The organism is Gracilibacillus sp. D59 (assembly GCF_052246695.1).
Classification (GTDB): Bacteria; Bacillota; Bacilli; order Bacillales; family Amphibacillaceae; genus Gracilibacillus.
This window is the reverse complement of the sequence record NZ_JBQQCK010000001.1, coordinates 12,371-26,842: the sequence shown is the minus strand read 5'-3', so window position 1 is coordinate 26,842 and position 14,472 is coordinate 12,371. Positions and strand designations below refer to the sequence as shown.

The 14,472-nt window shown below is 36.2% G+C and carries 16 protein-coding genes; 11 read left to right on the top strand and 5 right to left on the bottom strand.

All coding sequences use genetic code 11. The annotated features are described in order from the left end of the window. Positions 1-6: 6 nt before the first annotated feature. On the top strand, positions 7-549 hold the full coding sequence (locus ACTWP4_RS00160; protein WP_443126735.1) for a GNAT family N-acetyltransferase: 543 nt from the start codon (positions 7-9) through the stop codon (positions 547-549). Between the two features lie 180 nt (positions 550-729). Here the strand turns inward: ACTWP4_RS00160 and ACTWP4_RS00155 are convergent, their stop codons facing one another. Continuing rightward, a complete protein-coding gene (locus ACTWP4_RS00155) occupies positions 730-1,605 on the bottom strand; it encodes a cation diffusion facilitator family transporter (RefSeq protein WP_443126734.1) in 876 nt (291 codons plus the stop codon). A gap of 221 nt (positions 1,606-1,826) precedes the next feature. On the opposite strand from ACTWP4_RS00155, the gene ACTWP4_RS00150 reads away from it, so the two are divergent. From ACTWP4_RS00150 to ACTWP4_RS00125, 6 genes are all read left to right on the top strand, one after another. Then, entirely contained in the window at positions 1,827-2,072 is a 246-nt protein-coding gene (locus ACTWP4_RS00150) for an IDEAL domain-containing protein (protein ID WP_443126733.1), read from the top strand. Positions 2,073-2,295: 223 nt separating this feature from the next. Next, complete coding sequence (locus ACTWP4_RS00145) at positions 2,296-3,108, top strand: M15 family metallopeptidase (protein WP_443126732.1); 813 nt, start codon at positions 2,296-2,298, stop codon at positions 3,106-3,108. Between the two features lie 426 nt (positions 3,109-3,534). Beyond that, the gene (gene yabG / locus ACTWP4_RS00140; protein ID WP_443126731.1) at positions 3,535-4,395 is read left to right on the top strand and encodes a sporulation peptidase YabG; all 861 of its coding nucleotides are present in this window, start codon (positions 3,535-3,537) and stop codon (positions 4,393-4,395) included. 72 nt (positions 4,396-4,467) lie between these two features. Continuing rightward, positions 4,468-5,853, top strand: coding sequence for a class II fumarate hydratase (gene fumC, locus ACTWP4_RS00135; protein ID WP_443126730.1), 1,386 nt, complete (start codon positions 4,468-4,470; stop codon positions 5,851-5,853). A gap of 93 nt (positions 5,854-5,946) precedes the next feature. Then, positions 5,947-6,150 carry an alpha/beta-type small acid-soluble spore protein gene (locus tag ACTWP4_RS00130; RefSeq protein WP_018933661.1) on the top strand — a complete coding sequence of 68 codons (204 nt, stop codon included), beginning with the start codon at positions 5,947-5,949 and terminating at the stop codon, positions 6,148-6,150. 291 nt (positions 6,151-6,441) lie between these two features. Beyond that, positions 6,442-6,696, top strand: coding sequence for a hypothetical protein (locus ACTWP4_RS00125; RefSeq protein ID WP_443126729.1), 255 nt, complete (start codon positions 6,442-6,444; stop codon positions 6,694-6,696). Between the two features lie 94 nt (positions 6,697-6,790). On the opposite strand, the gene ACTWP4_RS00120 is transcribed toward ACTWP4_RS00125, so the two are convergent. From ACTWP4_RS00120 to ACTWP4_RS00105, 4 genes are all read right to left on the bottom strand, one after another. Then, positions 6,791-7,891: an ABC transporter ATP-binding protein gene (locus tag ACTWP4_RS00120; protein ID WP_443126728.1), complete on the bottom strand. Its 1,101-nt coding sequence runs from the start codon at positions 7,889-7,891 to the stop codon at positions 6,791-6,793. A 158-nt stretch (positions 7,892-8,049) separates the two neighbouring features. Continuing rightward, positions 8,050-8,946 (bottom strand): PucR family transcriptional regulator, encoded by an 897-nt coding sequence (locus tag ACTWP4_RS00115; protein WP_443126727.1) that lies wholly within the window; start codon positions 8,944-8,946, stop codon positions 8,050-8,052. 113 nt (positions 8,947-9,059) lie between these two features. Then, positions 9,060-9,248: a hypothetical protein gene (locus ACTWP4_RS00110; RefSeq protein ID WP_443126726.1), complete on the bottom strand. Its 189-nt coding sequence runs from the start codon at positions 9,246-9,248 to the stop codon at positions 9,060-9,062. Between the two features lie 43 nt (positions 9,249-9,291). Beyond that, a complete protein-coding gene (locus ACTWP4_RS00105) occupies positions 9,292-10,548 on the bottom strand; it encodes a YheC/YheD family protein (protein WP_443126725.1) in 1,257 nt (418 codons plus the stop codon). Between the two features lie 92 nt (positions 10,549-10,640). Between ACTWP4_RS00105 and ACTWP4_RS00100 the strand changes: the two genes are divergently transcribed. The 4 genes from ACTWP4_RS00100 (at position 10,641) to ACTWP4_RS00085 (ending at position 14,460) form a co-directional block, all read left to right on the top strand. Next, positions 10,641-11,765: a DUF445 domain-containing protein gene (locus ACTWP4_RS00100; RefSeq protein ID WP_443126724.1), complete on the top strand. Its 1,125-nt coding sequence runs from the start codon at positions 10,641-10,643 to the stop codon at positions 11,763-11,765. Between the two features lie 94 nt (positions 11,766-11,859). Then, entirely contained in the window at positions 11,860-12,210 is a 351-nt protein-coding gene (locus ACTWP4_RS00095; RefSeq protein WP_443126723.1) for a YlbF family regulator, read from the top strand. Between the two features lie 98 nt (positions 12,211-12,308). Next, complete coding sequence (locus ACTWP4_RS00090; RefSeq protein ID WP_443126722.1) at positions 12,309-13,208, top strand: ABC transporter ATP-binding protein; 900 nt, start codon at positions 12,309-12,311, stop codon at positions 13,206-13,208. Continuing rightward, a complete protein-coding gene (locus ACTWP4_RS00085) occupies positions 13,201-14,460 on the top strand; it encodes an ABC transporter permease (RefSeq protein WP_443126721.1) in 1,260 nt (419 codons plus the stop codon). Before ACTWP4_RS00090 ends, ACTWP4_RS00085 begins: the two co-directional genes overlap by 8 nt. The last annotated feature ends 12 nt before the right edge of the window (positions 14,461-14,472 follow it).

The following is a 14,472-nucleotide window of genomic DNA, read 5'->3' as shown; positions in this document are numbered from 1 at the left end:
TTAGCCATGTATCATATTAGAAAGGCACATATCGAAGACGCACAAGCTATTGCAGAGGTTCATGTACATAGTTGGAAAGCAACCTACCAGAATTTAATTAATGAACTCGATTTATCCAATACTACAGTAGAACATCGGCAAATATATTGGGAAACGATACTGAAGTTGCCACGACAGCAACAGCCAGTAACAGTGATCGAAGAAGAAGGGGAAATCGTTGGGTTTATTTCCGGTGGTAAAGAAAGAACCGATCGTTTTGGTTATGACGGTGAAATTTTTGCCATTTATTTACTGCCGTCCCATCAAAGAAAAGGATTAGGAAAACGTTTGTTAAAAGCTTTTGCAGAAGAAATGAAAGAATTAGGCTACCGATCGTTGCTAATTTGGGTGTTAACAAACAATCCAACTCATCAGTTTTACCTGAATTTTGGGGCAGAAAAAATCGAGCAAGAGCAAACAACAATTGGTCACGGAACTTATCAAGAGACAGCATATGGTTTTGTAAATATTGAATTACTATTAGATAAATTAATTGCGAAAGGACTGTAACCTTATTGGCTACAGTCCTTTTTCATAAGTCGTATTGTCCACGGAAGTGCCAAGAAACTAGGCGGCTTCACGAATCATCCTACGATAAAGAAGAAACGCTAACCCCCACTGATCATAGGTTCACTTTATTTCAGTTGATTAGCTCCAGTCGCTACGTTTCTATACGTGCGCTCTGTGTTTTTATTGTTCTTCTTCATATGGTTCAATATGAATATGAGCATGTGGTACATCGTGCTTTACTTTTAATTTCTCCTCAATATGATCGGTAATTTCATGACTTTCTTCCACAGTCATTAATGGATCTACATAAATAGTCGCTTCGATCAGGGATTGATTACCATGCAATCGCCCTTTTACATCTTTAATGTCTAATACATCAGGATGGGTATTGATACTTTTTTTGATTTGATCCAACTCTTTCGGATGAAATCCATCTGTGAGTGTATGTGTAGCTTCTCTAAAAATATCCCACGCTGTTTTGCAAATAATCAGTCCTACAACTGCTCCTGCTAAAGGATCCAACCAGTATATTTGAAATTGAGCCCCTATAATTCCGATAAACGCTCCGATACTTACAAGTGCATCGGATTTGTTATCTTGAGCGGCAGCCTGTAAGGCAGTACTGTTTATTCTTTTCCCTAATCGTAAATTATAAAGATATACGATAAACATAATAACTGCAGCACCTAATGCTGTCCATGCTGTCAACATATCTGGTTGCGAAAAGTCGCCTGTAATAATGGTTTGGACTGTATCAAATAGCACTTGGATACCAACGGTCATCATAATAAAGGCGGCAAGTAGTGAAGCGATCATTTCGGCGCGGAAGTGGCCATAATGGTGGTCTTCATCTGGTGGCTTTCGAGATATTTTTAAACCGATTAAAACAGCTATTGATGCAATAACATCAGTGGCATTATTTAAACCATCGGCTCGTAAAGCGGAGGAGTTACCAATGCTTGCAATGGCTAATTTAACTGTAGCAAGTAGAATATATGTAAAGATACTTAGCCAGGCACCTTTTTCTCCCTCTTTATATTTGTGATATTGATCCATAAGCGTCCCCCGATGTTTCTTATAGTAAGATAAGCTTATCAAATGAATGTGTTTTACGTCTACTTATAGTGTTTCCTAATGGCTGAAAAAATTGCTAAAAACATAGCACAATACGTTTAATATATCCAATTTAAGGGAATATGTTTAATAACCTATTAACAAAAATCATTTTTCATCATAAAATAGTATTTAAGTAGAGCATAGAAAGGGAGGCGTGCTTCGTGAAAAAACATAAGGTGAGTTATCAATTGAAAGTGTTCAATATGAATCCAAAACCGGTACTTAAAGCTAGAAGAGAAATTCCTTATGAAATTCGATTAGCGTCACAGCTTGTATTGGACGATCTTTGTTTTACTTGGAATAAGGCACGCTTAGAAGAAGAAATTAACCAATCAATAGATGAAGACAACAAAGAAGCATTTAAAGCTTTGAGCAAAACTTATAACAGTTATATATGGGAGTCATAAGCATAGACCTCGTCCAATTTAGTGACGAGGTTTTTTATTTTCCATCGATAGAGCAGTTAACAATAATCAGACTTATCTATTTTGATTAAATATAACAAAATTGGATGTTTTTTTATTTTGTAGAAGCTGTTTTTAGTTCTCCCCATCTATATGGATCAAGCATAGAATATGTTATAATAGCAAAAGTGCAAATTTTTAGTTGTAATGAGGGAAGGGTTTAAAAATGAAAAAAACAGTAATTTTTATCCTGTTGACAGCTTTTTTACTTGGATGTCAGCAAGAAAATAATTCGGCGCAACCATCAGAAAAAAGAGATTTTCAAAATGAATATAAGAAGAAAGAACCAGAATCTTTTGTTCCATCGGAGGAACCAGAAGAAAACAATAACAAAAACAAAAACAATAACGAAAAAGAAAATGAACAAAGTGACGAAAAGTCAGGTGATTCGCTGACAGTTATTGATAACCCTAACAGTGTATCACTTGTTGTTAATAAACAGCGTAAATTACCAGACGGGTTCGAACCAGATAACTTAGTAGAGGCAAATGTTTCTTACCTTGCGGGAGAGGGTAATCCCAAACGCTTATTGCGAAAAGTAGCAGCAGATGCCTTGGAGGATCTTTTTGCAGATGCTAAGGGAGCTGGATTAGAACTAGTAGCTGTTTCCGGTTATCGCTCCTATGATCGCCAGAAACAATTATATGAAAGCAATGTTGCCGCGAACGGTCAAGAGCATGCAGATAAATTTTCAGCAAAACCTGGTACAAGTGAGCATCAGACAGGATTAGCAATGGATGTTGCCTCAGCAGCACTAGTGTCAGTTTTGGAACAAAGCTTTATCGAAACAAATGAAGGGCAATGGTTGAAGGACCATGCACATGAGCATGGATTTATTATTCGGTATCCAGAAGGAAAAGAAGATATTACTGGATACAGTTATGAACCATGGCACTTACGTTATGTTGGGAAGGAAATAGCAACAGAAATTTATCAATCGAAAATAACCCTAGAAGAATATTTTGGACTGTATCCATAAACCAAGAAGCATTTGTTTCTTGGTTTTTTAATTAAGTAGAAAAATGTGCGCAAAATATATAAACTGCGAAGTAATTTCCCCTTAGATTTGCCTCCTTCCCTCTTCGTTAGAAATGAGTACTAGTGATACGCTACGGTAACATACCCGCTTTCCGCAGCGTCGGTTTCCCACTCATCGATGAAAGATTGGAAGGAAGCAACACCAAAGAGAAGAGAATTTTCATTGGTTCGCAGTTTATATCTATTTTGAACAGAACTAAGTGTGTTATACGGGACTTTGCTCTCCTTCTTTATCACGGTGCTAATCGTCCGTAAAACCCCCACTGATGGAAGTCTCTCTTTATTATCTCACTAATGTTTGTTGTGATTCACCAAAATCGATAGCTGTACATAGCCTATAGTAGCAAGCTCATTATGGGGTGATTTGGTGAAGCTGATGACAGGAATGCTTGTGACAAGATATTCTTACAAACATGATATCGTTTTTCGAGTCAAAAATATAAATGGCGATAAAGTATTATTGCACGGCGAAGATTTGCGGTTGGAAGCAGACGCTTCTATAGATGATGTTCGAATTTTACCGGAAGATGATATCAGAAAAAGACAAGATGAAATAAAAGAAAAAGAGGAGTATTCATATCGTCTTTTTCGTCAAGATTATCAATTAATGAAAGAAAAAAAAGACTATGAGCATAAAAAAATAGAGCCACGTAATATTCAACGATTTCAATTACCCGTAAAAGTATTGCACATTGATGGTGATCGACTTTATTTAAAAAAATGCATCGAATTATATCAGCGACTCGGGTTGCAAGTGCATGGTGTCTATGTTCCAGAAAAAGAATTGCCTATTGAAATGGAAGACTTAGTAAAAAAAGTTCAGCCTGAAATCATTGTGATTACTGGTCATGATGCCTATTCAGAGTCAAAAGGGAGCAAAAAAGAATTATCAGCATATCGTAATACTCGTTTTTTTGTTGAAGCGGTACGTCAAGTGAGAGAATGGGCACCTAATCTCGATCAATTGATTATTTTTGCAGGGGCTTGTCAATCACACTTCGAATCACTGATTCGCGCAGGGGCTAATTTTGCAAGCTCACCAGATCGCGTCAATATTCATGCGTTAGATCCCGTCTATGTTGTAGCAAAGGTAGCCTACACACCTTTTATGGATAAAGTGAATGTTTATGATGTGCTTAAAAACACACTTACTGGTGAAAGAGGGCTTGGTGGAATGGAAACAAGGGGGCTTTACCGTACTGGTATACCATATGTAGAGACAAAATAGCTTTTGTCTCTATTTTTTTTTTGTTTTTTGATACAATAAAGAAGAAGATTACATAAGGGGGAGAAGTTTATAATGGATTATCGTATTGAACGTGATACAATCGGCGAAATCAAGGTTGCGAGTGATAAGCACTGGGGTGCTCAAACACAACGAAGTAAAGAAAACTTTCCGATAGGCAACGAAACAATGCCAAAAGAAATTATAGAAGGTTTTGCCATTTTAAAGAGAAGTGCTGCTATTGTAAATAGTGAATTAGGTTTAATGGAACAGTTGAAAGCGGATGCGATTAAACATGCTGCTGACCGCATATTAGCTGGTGAATTATTTGAACATTTCCCGTTAGTAGTATGGCAAACAGGTAGTGGTACACAATCTAATATGAACGTTAATGAAGTGATTGCTTATGTAGGAAATCAATGGTTGAAGGAACAAAATAGTGATGTAACCTTGCATCCAAATGATGATGTTAATAAATCACAAAGTTCCAATGATACCTATCCAACCGCATTACATATTGCTGCAGTCCGCAAATTAGAGGATGTTGTCTTACCAGCTTTGGCCAAATTAGAAGGAACACTCAAAGAAAAGATGGAAGCGTTTGATGATGTCGTGAAAATCGGCCGTACTCATCTGCAAGATGCCACTCCATTAACATTTGGACAAGAGATCAGTGGTTGGCACCGCATGTTAGAAAAAACGGAGTCCATGATCAAAGACAGTATTCCATATGTGAAAGAATTGGCTATTGGTGGTACTGCAGTTGGTACAGGGTTGAATGCACACCCGGAATTTTCTGAGCGTGTGACGGCGGAAATTAGTGAATATACAGGAAAAGATTTTGTTTCTGCCCCGAATAAGTTCCATGCTCTTACAAGCCACGATGAATTAGTATATGCACATGGAGCATTAAAAGGGCTAGCTGCAGACTTAATGAAAATCGGGAACGATGTACGTTGGTTAGCAAGTGGACCTCGTTGTGGAATCGGTGAAATTACGATTCCTGCTAATGAACCAGGAAGCTCCATTATGCCTGGTAAAGTTAACCCGACACAAAGTGAAGCAATTACAATGGTGGCGACTCAAGTGATGGGGAACGATGCAACCATCGGTATTGCGGCAAGCCAAGGAAATTTTGAATTAAATGTGTTCAAACCAGTTATTGCGTATAATTTCTTGCAATCGGCACAACTTTTAGCAGATAGTATGTTATCGTTTAATGACCGTTGTGTTGTTGGTATAGAGCCAAATTATGAGCAAATTGAGAAAAACTTAAATGACTCACTCATGTTAGTTACAGCACTTAACCCGCATATCGGCTATGAAAATGCAGCGAATATTGCCAAACAAGCCTTTGCAAATAATACTACATTAAAAGAAGCAGCAGTCGAATCTGGCTTATTAACAGCAGAACAATTTGACGAATGGATCAAACCGGAAGAAATGACTTACCCAAAATAATATGATTGGAATTGTTGCTAGAAATTGCTAACAAAATAAAAGCATATTGATCTCCTTTTTGTTCACAATATGGGGTACAGGAGGTGATCAAAGATGGCAACTAACAATTCAAATCAATTAGTTGTTCCTGGAGTAGAGCAAGCACTAGATCAAATGAAATATGAGATTGCACAAGAATTTGGTGTAAACTTAGGTGCAGATTCTACTTCTCGTGCTAACGGTTCTGTTGGTGGAGAAATCACAAAACGCTTAGTAACTATGGCTGAACAACAATTTGGTGGAAACCAACAACAATAATTGAATAAATGAGAAGAAGGAGACGCTTTTTTAAGTGTCTCCTTTTTATAACATTAAGTATGAGAAAAGTTTTTCGTATGATTAAAGAAAGATAAACTAGCTACAGTATAAAAAAGACTTACCGATTAGTGATAACCAGAGTCTTAGCAGCCTTAAACCCAACATCGTGATTCCTTATCTTAGTGATAACACACTGGGATCAGTTGGGTGATCATACTCTCACTTTATCTAATTTGAAAAAGAGAGTCTGTTTTATCCGGGTTTTTTATGAATCATTGCGGAGGGATATGTATGTATATTTGTTATCTATGTAATGGGTTGGAAAAAATGGAGCATAAATGTCCGGTGTGTGATGCACATATGTTGGATGGAGGTAAGGTTGTTGATTACTATGATGATTACGCACCATATATTGAAGCCGAAGATGCGCAACTGATTGATGGTTTTCCAGATTCCAGCAGATCACATCAATGTGCACATGTTGGGGTTTGTTCAGTTTGTAATTATACCGAAGAGCTTATTGTTAATGAACAAGAATTGTCCTGATAATATCATTAAAGAGGTACAAAAACTTCCTATACCATTCCATATATAGCAAAAAACCCGTTCCAAGTATCGAAACGGGTTTTTAATACCAATATTATTTAATTCGTGCTTCAGAATCTTTATCGAAGAAGTGGCATTTGTGCATATCGAATGCAAGATCAATTTTTTCTCCGCCGTGAATATCAGTACGAGAATCAACTCGTGCAACAAATTCTTGACCATTTACTTCAGAGTATAGGTAAGACTCAGAACCCATTAACTCAGATACGTCGATAGTCGCTTTAATTTTCTTACCTGGGTTTGCATCTAAGAAGACAGGCTCATCATGGATATCTTCTGGACGTACACCTAGTACTACTTCTTTACCAATATAACCTTGCTCACGAAGGAGTTTCATTTTTCCTTCTGGTACTTCAACTTTTGTATCACCAAGTTTAATTTGACCTTCTTCTAATGTACCGTTAAAGAAGTTCATAGCTGGTGAACCAATGAAACCACCAACGAAGATGTTATTTGGTTTGTCATACACTTCCTTAGGAGCACCAACTTGTTGAATAACTCCATCTTTTAATACAACAAGACGAGTTGCCATTGTCATTGCTTCTGTCTGGTCGTGTGTAACGTAAATAGTAGTTGTTTGTAGACGGTGGTGAAGTTTTTGGATTTCCGCACGCATTTGTACACGAAGTTTCGCATCCAAGTTTGATAAAGGCTCATCCATCAAGAATACTTTTGCATCACGTACGATCGCACGACCTAATGCAACACGTTGACGCTGACCACCGGAAAGTGCTTTTGGTTTACGATCTAAGTAAGCTTCAAGACCAAGAATACGAGCTGCTTCTTTTACACGACGCTCAATTTCGTCTTTTTTGAATTTACGAAGTTTTAGACCAAATGCCATATTATCATATACATTCATGTGTGGATATAATGCATAGTTTTGGAATACCATCGCAATATCACGGTCTTTAGGAGCAACTTCATTCATCAATTTATCATCGATGTAGAACTCTCCACTAGAAATTTCTTCAAGACCTGCAATCATACGAAGTGTAGTTGATTTACCACAACCAGATGGACCTACGAATACGATAAATTCTTTGTCTTTAATTTCAAGGTTGAAGTTGTCAACTGCTTTCTCTTCACCTTTTGTATAAATTTTGTCAATGTTTCTTAATGTTAATTCTGCCATTGTATTCCCCTCCTAATTTGTTGAAAGCGTTTCATCTATGTCTATTAGTTTACTAGTAAAAAACTCAAACGTAAATAGAAAGCGTGCACAAAAAAAGCTGGCCCATTTGTGCACGGTTACAAAAGCCTGTCTAAAAAAGAAAGGGGGAATCTCCAAGTTTACCATTTTGTGCGCATCAGCAGGCATAAATAAACAGCAATAGCTCCATCGAATTGTTTTACATCAATACCTGTTTTTTCAATGAATTTGTCCACACGATATTGTAAGCTGTTACGGTGCATGTACATTTTTTTTGCTGCTAATGTTGTATTAGAATTGGATTCCAAAAAGACTTGAACAGTTTTTAATAATTCTTCGTCATTTATTACCTCGTTAAGAATTGAATTAGTAATCATCTGTTGTTCCTTATCAGTAATGTCATGTAAAAACAGGTAAGGAATCGCTTCAATATAATGCAAAACATCGTGATTGTTTTGTCTGGTTAAGTAGTAGCATTTTTTGATCCATCCATAAAAATCAGGTGCCTGTTGAATTTGATGTAATGTTGGACCGACAAACAGTTTAATATTCATATAAAAATCAGTTGTCAGCACCTCAATGATCTCTGAATAAGAGACAAAGTCCTCCATTGTTTGTGCCTCTTCCTGAATGATCACACCTTCATGGTTGTTTTCCCAAAGGATCGAGGTTTTTTGTGGGAATAAACCATGTATGGCTTCCCGAAATGATTCTGGATCAATCGATTCATCCGATAGTGAAAAATAAACAAAACGAAAGGCAGATAAATCATCTTCCATCATTTTTTTAGGAATTTCTTGTTGAAATAAAATATCCATCCACAATTTCTCGCGTTCGGTTGTAGGTGGTTGACTAGCTTTGTACGGAGTAAGTAGTATTTCTAAAATTTTAGTTTCTCTTTCCGTTAATTCATCCTTTGGTACACCGATAATGTCATTTTCGTTTGTGACGTACCATTTATACGTAATCGTATCCATTGTTGTCTCATTTGTATTCGTAACTAAATTAGGAAACATTTGTTGGAGTTGTGCTAACATCTTAAGGCCTCTTTCATTAAAAAATCTTTTACATCTAGTATAACAAAGAATGAGTGTTATGACCTTTATCTTCATAAAAATACACACACTTTTCAAAGAGTGTGTGTCATCTTTTAGTCTTCATCTGTTTCTGCAGGAAAGACTTCCTTTTCTTTTGGCAATTTTCTTGCTTGTTCAATTTGCATCCGACCATGTATCGAGTATGTCGTACCACCAGCCATACCTTCATTTATCATGCGATCAACATCCACTTCATATTTTTCACGAGAGTCTTTCTCCTTTTTTGACGAAGGTTTTGCCATGATCATCCCTCCTTGTATCATAGCTTAAACCAAAAGGTGAAAATCATTCAGAATGGATAACAGAAGCTAATGAGAACTCAAACAAAGAAGTAAAATAATCTTGAGTTTTAGCTGCAAAGGATGGATGCTGGAAAACTTGCCAGCTCGGCTTTGCATGGACTGCTAATAACCAGAGTCTTTGCTCTTGATCGATACCGATATCAAAGCCAGCCTCCCCAATCGTACCAAGTTGATTATTTTCTAACACATTGCTCAAAGTTAAAGCTACATTTTCAACTTTCTTTATTATATTTCTCTTTTCATTCCATTCGAAAATTCCATCCCTATTGAATTTTTCATTACCTATATCTTTTTTCGCATATAAAAAGGAGACATGCCAATGCTTTGATTTGTTCGTATGCACTCTTAAGTAAAAAGGATCCCCTCGATGTTTCAATAAATCTACAGCATCCTGTAAAACATACTGTTGGAATCCATTCGGGAAGAATTCCTGTTTAAACTGCTCTAGATTTTGGTAGTATGCACGCTTGTTATCGTTGTAAGTGACGAAAATAAGATCATCTACTTGTTCTAAATAGAAATGATTGGTATCATCATTTTTCAGTGGCATAAGATAAACCGGGTGTTGGGAGAGTTTATGCTGAATCGTCTGTATAGAAGGATGAAAAGTGGTATCAGGTAAAAGATAACTGACTCTGTCATGGTTCATGATCTCATCATATACTTGCCATTTGTTAAAAAAATCATAATTAAATATAATAGAATTTGTGGTCAAAAATTGCTTCATATTTTGTATCTTTTTATGTGACTCGATTTTTCGATTAGGAATTCGGTTATAGATAACAGGCGGTATATCTGTTTCAATCGTCTGCCACTGTTGATTTCGCCAAACAGATCCTGTTAAACTGCTAGTTTGCGGATTGACTTGCTGATAGCAGAAAAAAATCGTTTCAAATCCAAGAGTAGCACCAACTCTAGCCATTTCCTGATATAATCGTTCATATGATATTTGATTTGGTGGACGTTGGATGAGAACACCAAAGGGATAGTTTATATGACAGGCGTGTGAAGCAATCTCCAAAATGATTGGTGTGTGATTTTTTAAATGAAGTTGATTTATAATAGAAGAAGAAAGGTAAATAGTGTCTGTATTTTTGTGATGACTTAGAATATCACAGGAAATACTTTGCAAGCCATGCTGAATCATAGATATATGTTTTATATGATGGTATGCCTTCGTTGGTACAATCATTCTGTTCTTATTATTAGGATAGGCAATAATTCGGAATGTTTGTCGCATGTGGACACCTACTTTCTTCATGTAAGCTAATTCATTATATGCAACCAAAAGGGGTACTATACTTTTGCAAAGCGGAAAGGTGGAAAGAAAGGGTGGAAATCCTTATTAAAATACTTTTCATGGTGGTGGTTGGCAGTTTTATTGGTGGTTTAACGAATTCAATTGCCATTAAGATGTTGTTCCGACCTTATGAGGCAAAATATATAGGCAAATGGAAGGTGCCATTTACGCCGGGGGTAATTCCAAAAAGGCGTGATCAACTAGCCAAACAACTTGGACAATTGGTTGTTAATCATTTATTAACAATAGAAAGTATTCAATTAAAACTGCAGGATCGAGAGTTAAAGCAACAGGTGCATAAAAGGGTTAATCAAGAATGGGAGAATGTTCTTACTCAATCAATAACCATTAACCAACTATCTGAGAAGTTTCAATTAGACCTTAATGTAGACGATATGAAAGGGATGATTGCAGACAAAGTCATCGAGCAAATTCGTAATTTTCTGCAACAAAATCAACAAACATTACTTAAGGATTGGCTAGATCAGGCAATTACAGAGGTAGAATTGGAAAAAGTATCGAAACTTTTGCGAGATAAAGGTATTGATTTATTAAATAATGAAGAAACTAGTCAAAAAATAGAAGTCGTGATTAAACAATATGCTGAATCCAAAGGCTTTTTGGGCAATATGGTGTTATCCATGTTCTCTAGCGATGAATTGGCACACAAAGTCCAACAATTAGTCATCGAATATTTACGGTCAGAAGATGGCACCAGATGGATCGAGCAAGCTGTCAAAAAGGAATGGACGAATCTTCTGCAACAAGAGATACAAATTATCGAACCATTGTTTGAAAAAGAACAAACACAACAGTTATTACGCTCGTTGATTTATCGGAATATTCCAGTGGAAGAATGGTTAGAGAAACCGATTCAGGAAATGATGACTCCTTTTGCTGAGCCGATAAGGGAAAAGGTACTTCCATTATTAGTTGATCAGCTATTTGCTAAATTGTCAGAGAGTGTACCGAATATGCTGCAACAATTAGAAGTGGAGAAAATGGTCGAAAAGCAGGTAGCATCCTTCCCGACTTCACGAATAGAGGAGATTATTTTATCGATTTCCCGTAAAGAATTTAAGTTGATCACCTATTTAGGTGCTTTATTAGGTGGATTTATTGGGTTAATTCAGGCGATACCCTTTATCGTCGTTTAAATCTTTGTTATAGTGGTAAAGTACATGTAGGAACAGATATACTTGTATGAAAAGCAACTTTGAACGACGCAACTATTTAGGAGGATATTATTTTATGTCAAACGTTTATGACAGTGCAAATGAGCTTGAAAAAGCTATTCAGGAAAGCGAAGAATTTAAGGATTTAAAAGCAGCTTACGATAAAGTAATGGATGATCCGAATTCCAAGCAAATGTTCGATAATTTCCGTAACACCCAGTTAGAATTGCAACAAAAACAAATGCAAGGTATGGAAATTACGGAAGAGGAAGTAGAAAAAGCGAAACAAGTTGTTGAGCTTGTACAACAACATGAAGACATTTCTAAACTAATGGAACAAGAACAACGTGTTAATGTCTTAATTAATGATGTTAGCCGTATTATTACAAAACCATTAGAAGAATTATATGGAGCACAAGAACAATAAATTTATACATCATGAGTTACAGTTTTTGCTGTAGCTCATTTTTATTTGAAACTTTTTATTTTTAGAAACCGTAAATATAATTGAAAGGAGTGAAGAATGTGACGTTAAAATTAGAAAATGTTACGAAGAAATTTGGGTCATTTACAGCTGTTGATGGTTTGTCAATAGAGATTCCGGAACAGAATATATTTGGATTTCTAGGTGCAAACGGTGCAGGTAAAACAACAACATTTCGGATGATCCTCAATTTATTAGACCAATCATCTGGAACTATTACTTGGAATGGTGAAAAAATTGACTATAGTAAAAGTGATGAAATTGGCTATTTACCTGAAGAAAGAGGTTTATATCCTAAATTAAAGGTTCGCGATCAATTAGTTTATTTAGGAAAGTTACGAGGTATGCAGAAGAAAGAAGTATTGGATGAGTTGACAAACTGGCTAGATTATTTAAAAGTTCCACAATATATGGATAAGAAGGTAGAAGAGTTGTCAAAAGGGAACCAGCAAAAAATACAATTTATATCTGCTGTAATACATAAACCAAAACTGTTAATTTTGGATGAACCTTTTTCAGGATTGGATCCCGTTAATGTTGAATTGCTAAAAAAAGCAGTAATCGAATTAAAAAATGCAGGAACGTCGATCGTTTTTTCTTCCCATCGTATGGAACATGTAGAAGAATTATGTCAGCATTTATGTATGATGCAACATGGAAAACCGATTTTACATGGTGATCTTCGAGAAATTAAGCGATCATTTGGTAAGAAAAATCTATCCATACAAGCAGATTTCGATTTATCTTTCTTAGAAAGTGTTCAGGGCGTTGTTAAAGTGAAATATTATGGGGATGGAGTCCTTTGTCAAATCGAAAATGAAGATGTCTCACAAAGGGTGTTGGAAGAAATATCAGGAAAAGGTTTTATCCGTAAATTCGAATTGGATGAACCTAGCTTGAACGATATTTTTATTGAGAAGGCGGGTGAGTCTTATGAATAAATTTTGGATCGTATTTTCTCATACCTATTTATCAAAGGTGAAATCAAAGTCGTTTATAATCACCACTGCTATCATACTAGCGTTCATTGTTTTAATGTCTAACATTCAATCTGTTATAGAAATGTTTGACTCGGGTGAGACAGACCAGGTTGCGGTTGTAACAGAACAAGACGAAATTTATTCGCAACTACAATCAAGGCTGGAAGCAGATTTTGAATTGGAGCATTTTGACGGGACGTTAGAAGAAGCACAGGATGCCGTTCAGGATGAGGAATTTATTGCCGTACTAGATATTAGGGAATCGACAGAAGGATTACCTGAAGCTACTTACTATAGTACAGATTATACAAACAAAGCTACACAAAATACATTGCAAAACCAATTACAACAAATAAAAGTGGAGATGGCAACCAATCAATCAGGTATCGATCCGGCTGTGATTGCCTCTATTTATGAACCTATCTCTTTCGAAAATGAAATAATTGCAACAGCTGATGGAGAGGCAAGTGATATAAAAACAGAAGAGGAGTTAAACGGAGCCCGTGGCCTTGTATATGTGATTTTGTTTTTACTTTATATGGCGGTCATTATGTATGGAAATATGATTGCTTCGGATATTGCCAATGAAAAAACATCAAGAGTCATGGAAATTTTAATTTCAAGTTCCTCACCAGTCAGTCAAATGTTTGCAAAAATTTTAGGAATAGGTTTGGTAGGCTTAACGCAAATGGTTCTTCTGTTAGGAACAGCTTATTTCGTTATTCAACAAAAGCAAAATGAATTAGTTGGTGGGTTTTTTGAATTCTTTGGACTATCCGATATCAGTATCTCCACCTTCGTATATGCGGTTGTCTTTTTCCTTCTAGGCTATTTCTTATATGCAACCTTATCAGCAATGTTAGGTTCATTAGTAAGTAGAACAGAAGATGTGCAGCAATTGATGACACCGGTTATATTTTTAATCATAGCGGCTTTTATGATCTCAATGGTCGGTTTAAGTATGCCGGAATCACCATTAGTCGTTATCTCATCTTATATCCCATTCTTTTCTCCAATGGCAATGTTCTTGCGAGTTGGATTATTGGATATCCCAGTTTGGGAAGTGGGATTAAGTATTCTTATTTTAATCGCTACGATTGTTGTATTCGCCATTATTGGAGCTAAAATTTATCGAGGCGGCGTACTTATGTACGGCACATCCACCTCACTAAAAGACTTCAAAAAAGCATTACAACTATCGAAAAAAGAATAATATCGAAGAAGA

Bases quoted from the DNA above. Each gene is read 5' to 3' on its own strand.
- ACTWP4_RS00160 (WP_443126735.1), top strand. From the start codon at position 7: ATGTATCATATTAGAAAGGCACATATCGAAGACGCACAAGCTATTGCA.
- ACTWP4_RS00155 (WP_443126734.1), bottom strand. From the start codon at position 1,605: ATGGATCAATATCACAAATATAAAGAGGGAGAAAAAGGTGCCTGGCTA.
- ACTWP4_RS00145 (WP_443126732.1), top strand. From the start codon at position 2,296: ATGAAAAAAACAGTAATTTTTATCCTGTTGACAGCTTTTTTACTTGGA.
- fumC (WP_443126730.1), top strand. From the start codon at position 4,468: ATGGATTATCGTATTGAACGTGATACAATCGGCGAAATCAAGGTTGCG.
- ACTWP4_RS00130 (WP_018933661.1), top strand. From the start codon at position 5,947: ATGGCAACTAACAATTCAAATCAATTAGTTGTTCCTGGAGTAGAGCAA.
- ACTWP4_RS00125 (WP_443126729.1), top strand. From the start codon at position 6,442: ATGTATATTTGTTATCTATGTAATGGGTTGGAAAAAATGGAGCATAAA.
- ACTWP4_RS00120 (WP_443126728.1), bottom strand. From the start codon at position 7,891: ATGGCAGAATTAACATTAAGAAACATTGACAAAATTTATACAAAAGGT.
- ACTWP4_RS00115 (WP_443126727.1), bottom strand. From the start codon at position 8,946: ATGTTAGCACAACTCCAACAAATGTTTCCTAATTTAGTTACGAATACA.
- ACTWP4_RS00110 (WP_443126726.1), bottom strand. From the start codon at position 9,248: ATGGCAAAACCTTCGTCAAAAAAGGAGAAAGACTCTCGTGAAAAATAT.
- ACTWP4_RS00105 (WP_443126725.1), bottom strand. From the start codon at position 10,548: ATGCGACAAACATTCCGAATTATTGCCTATCCTAATAATAAGAACAGA.
- ACTWP4_RS00095 (WP_443126723.1), top strand. From the start codon at position 11,860: ATGTCAAACGTTTATGACAGTGCAAATGAGCTTGAAAAAGCTATTCAG.
- ACTWP4_RS00085 (WP_443126721.1), top strand. From the start codon at position 13,201: ATGAATAAATTTTGGATCGTATTTTCTCATACCTATTTATCAAAGGTG.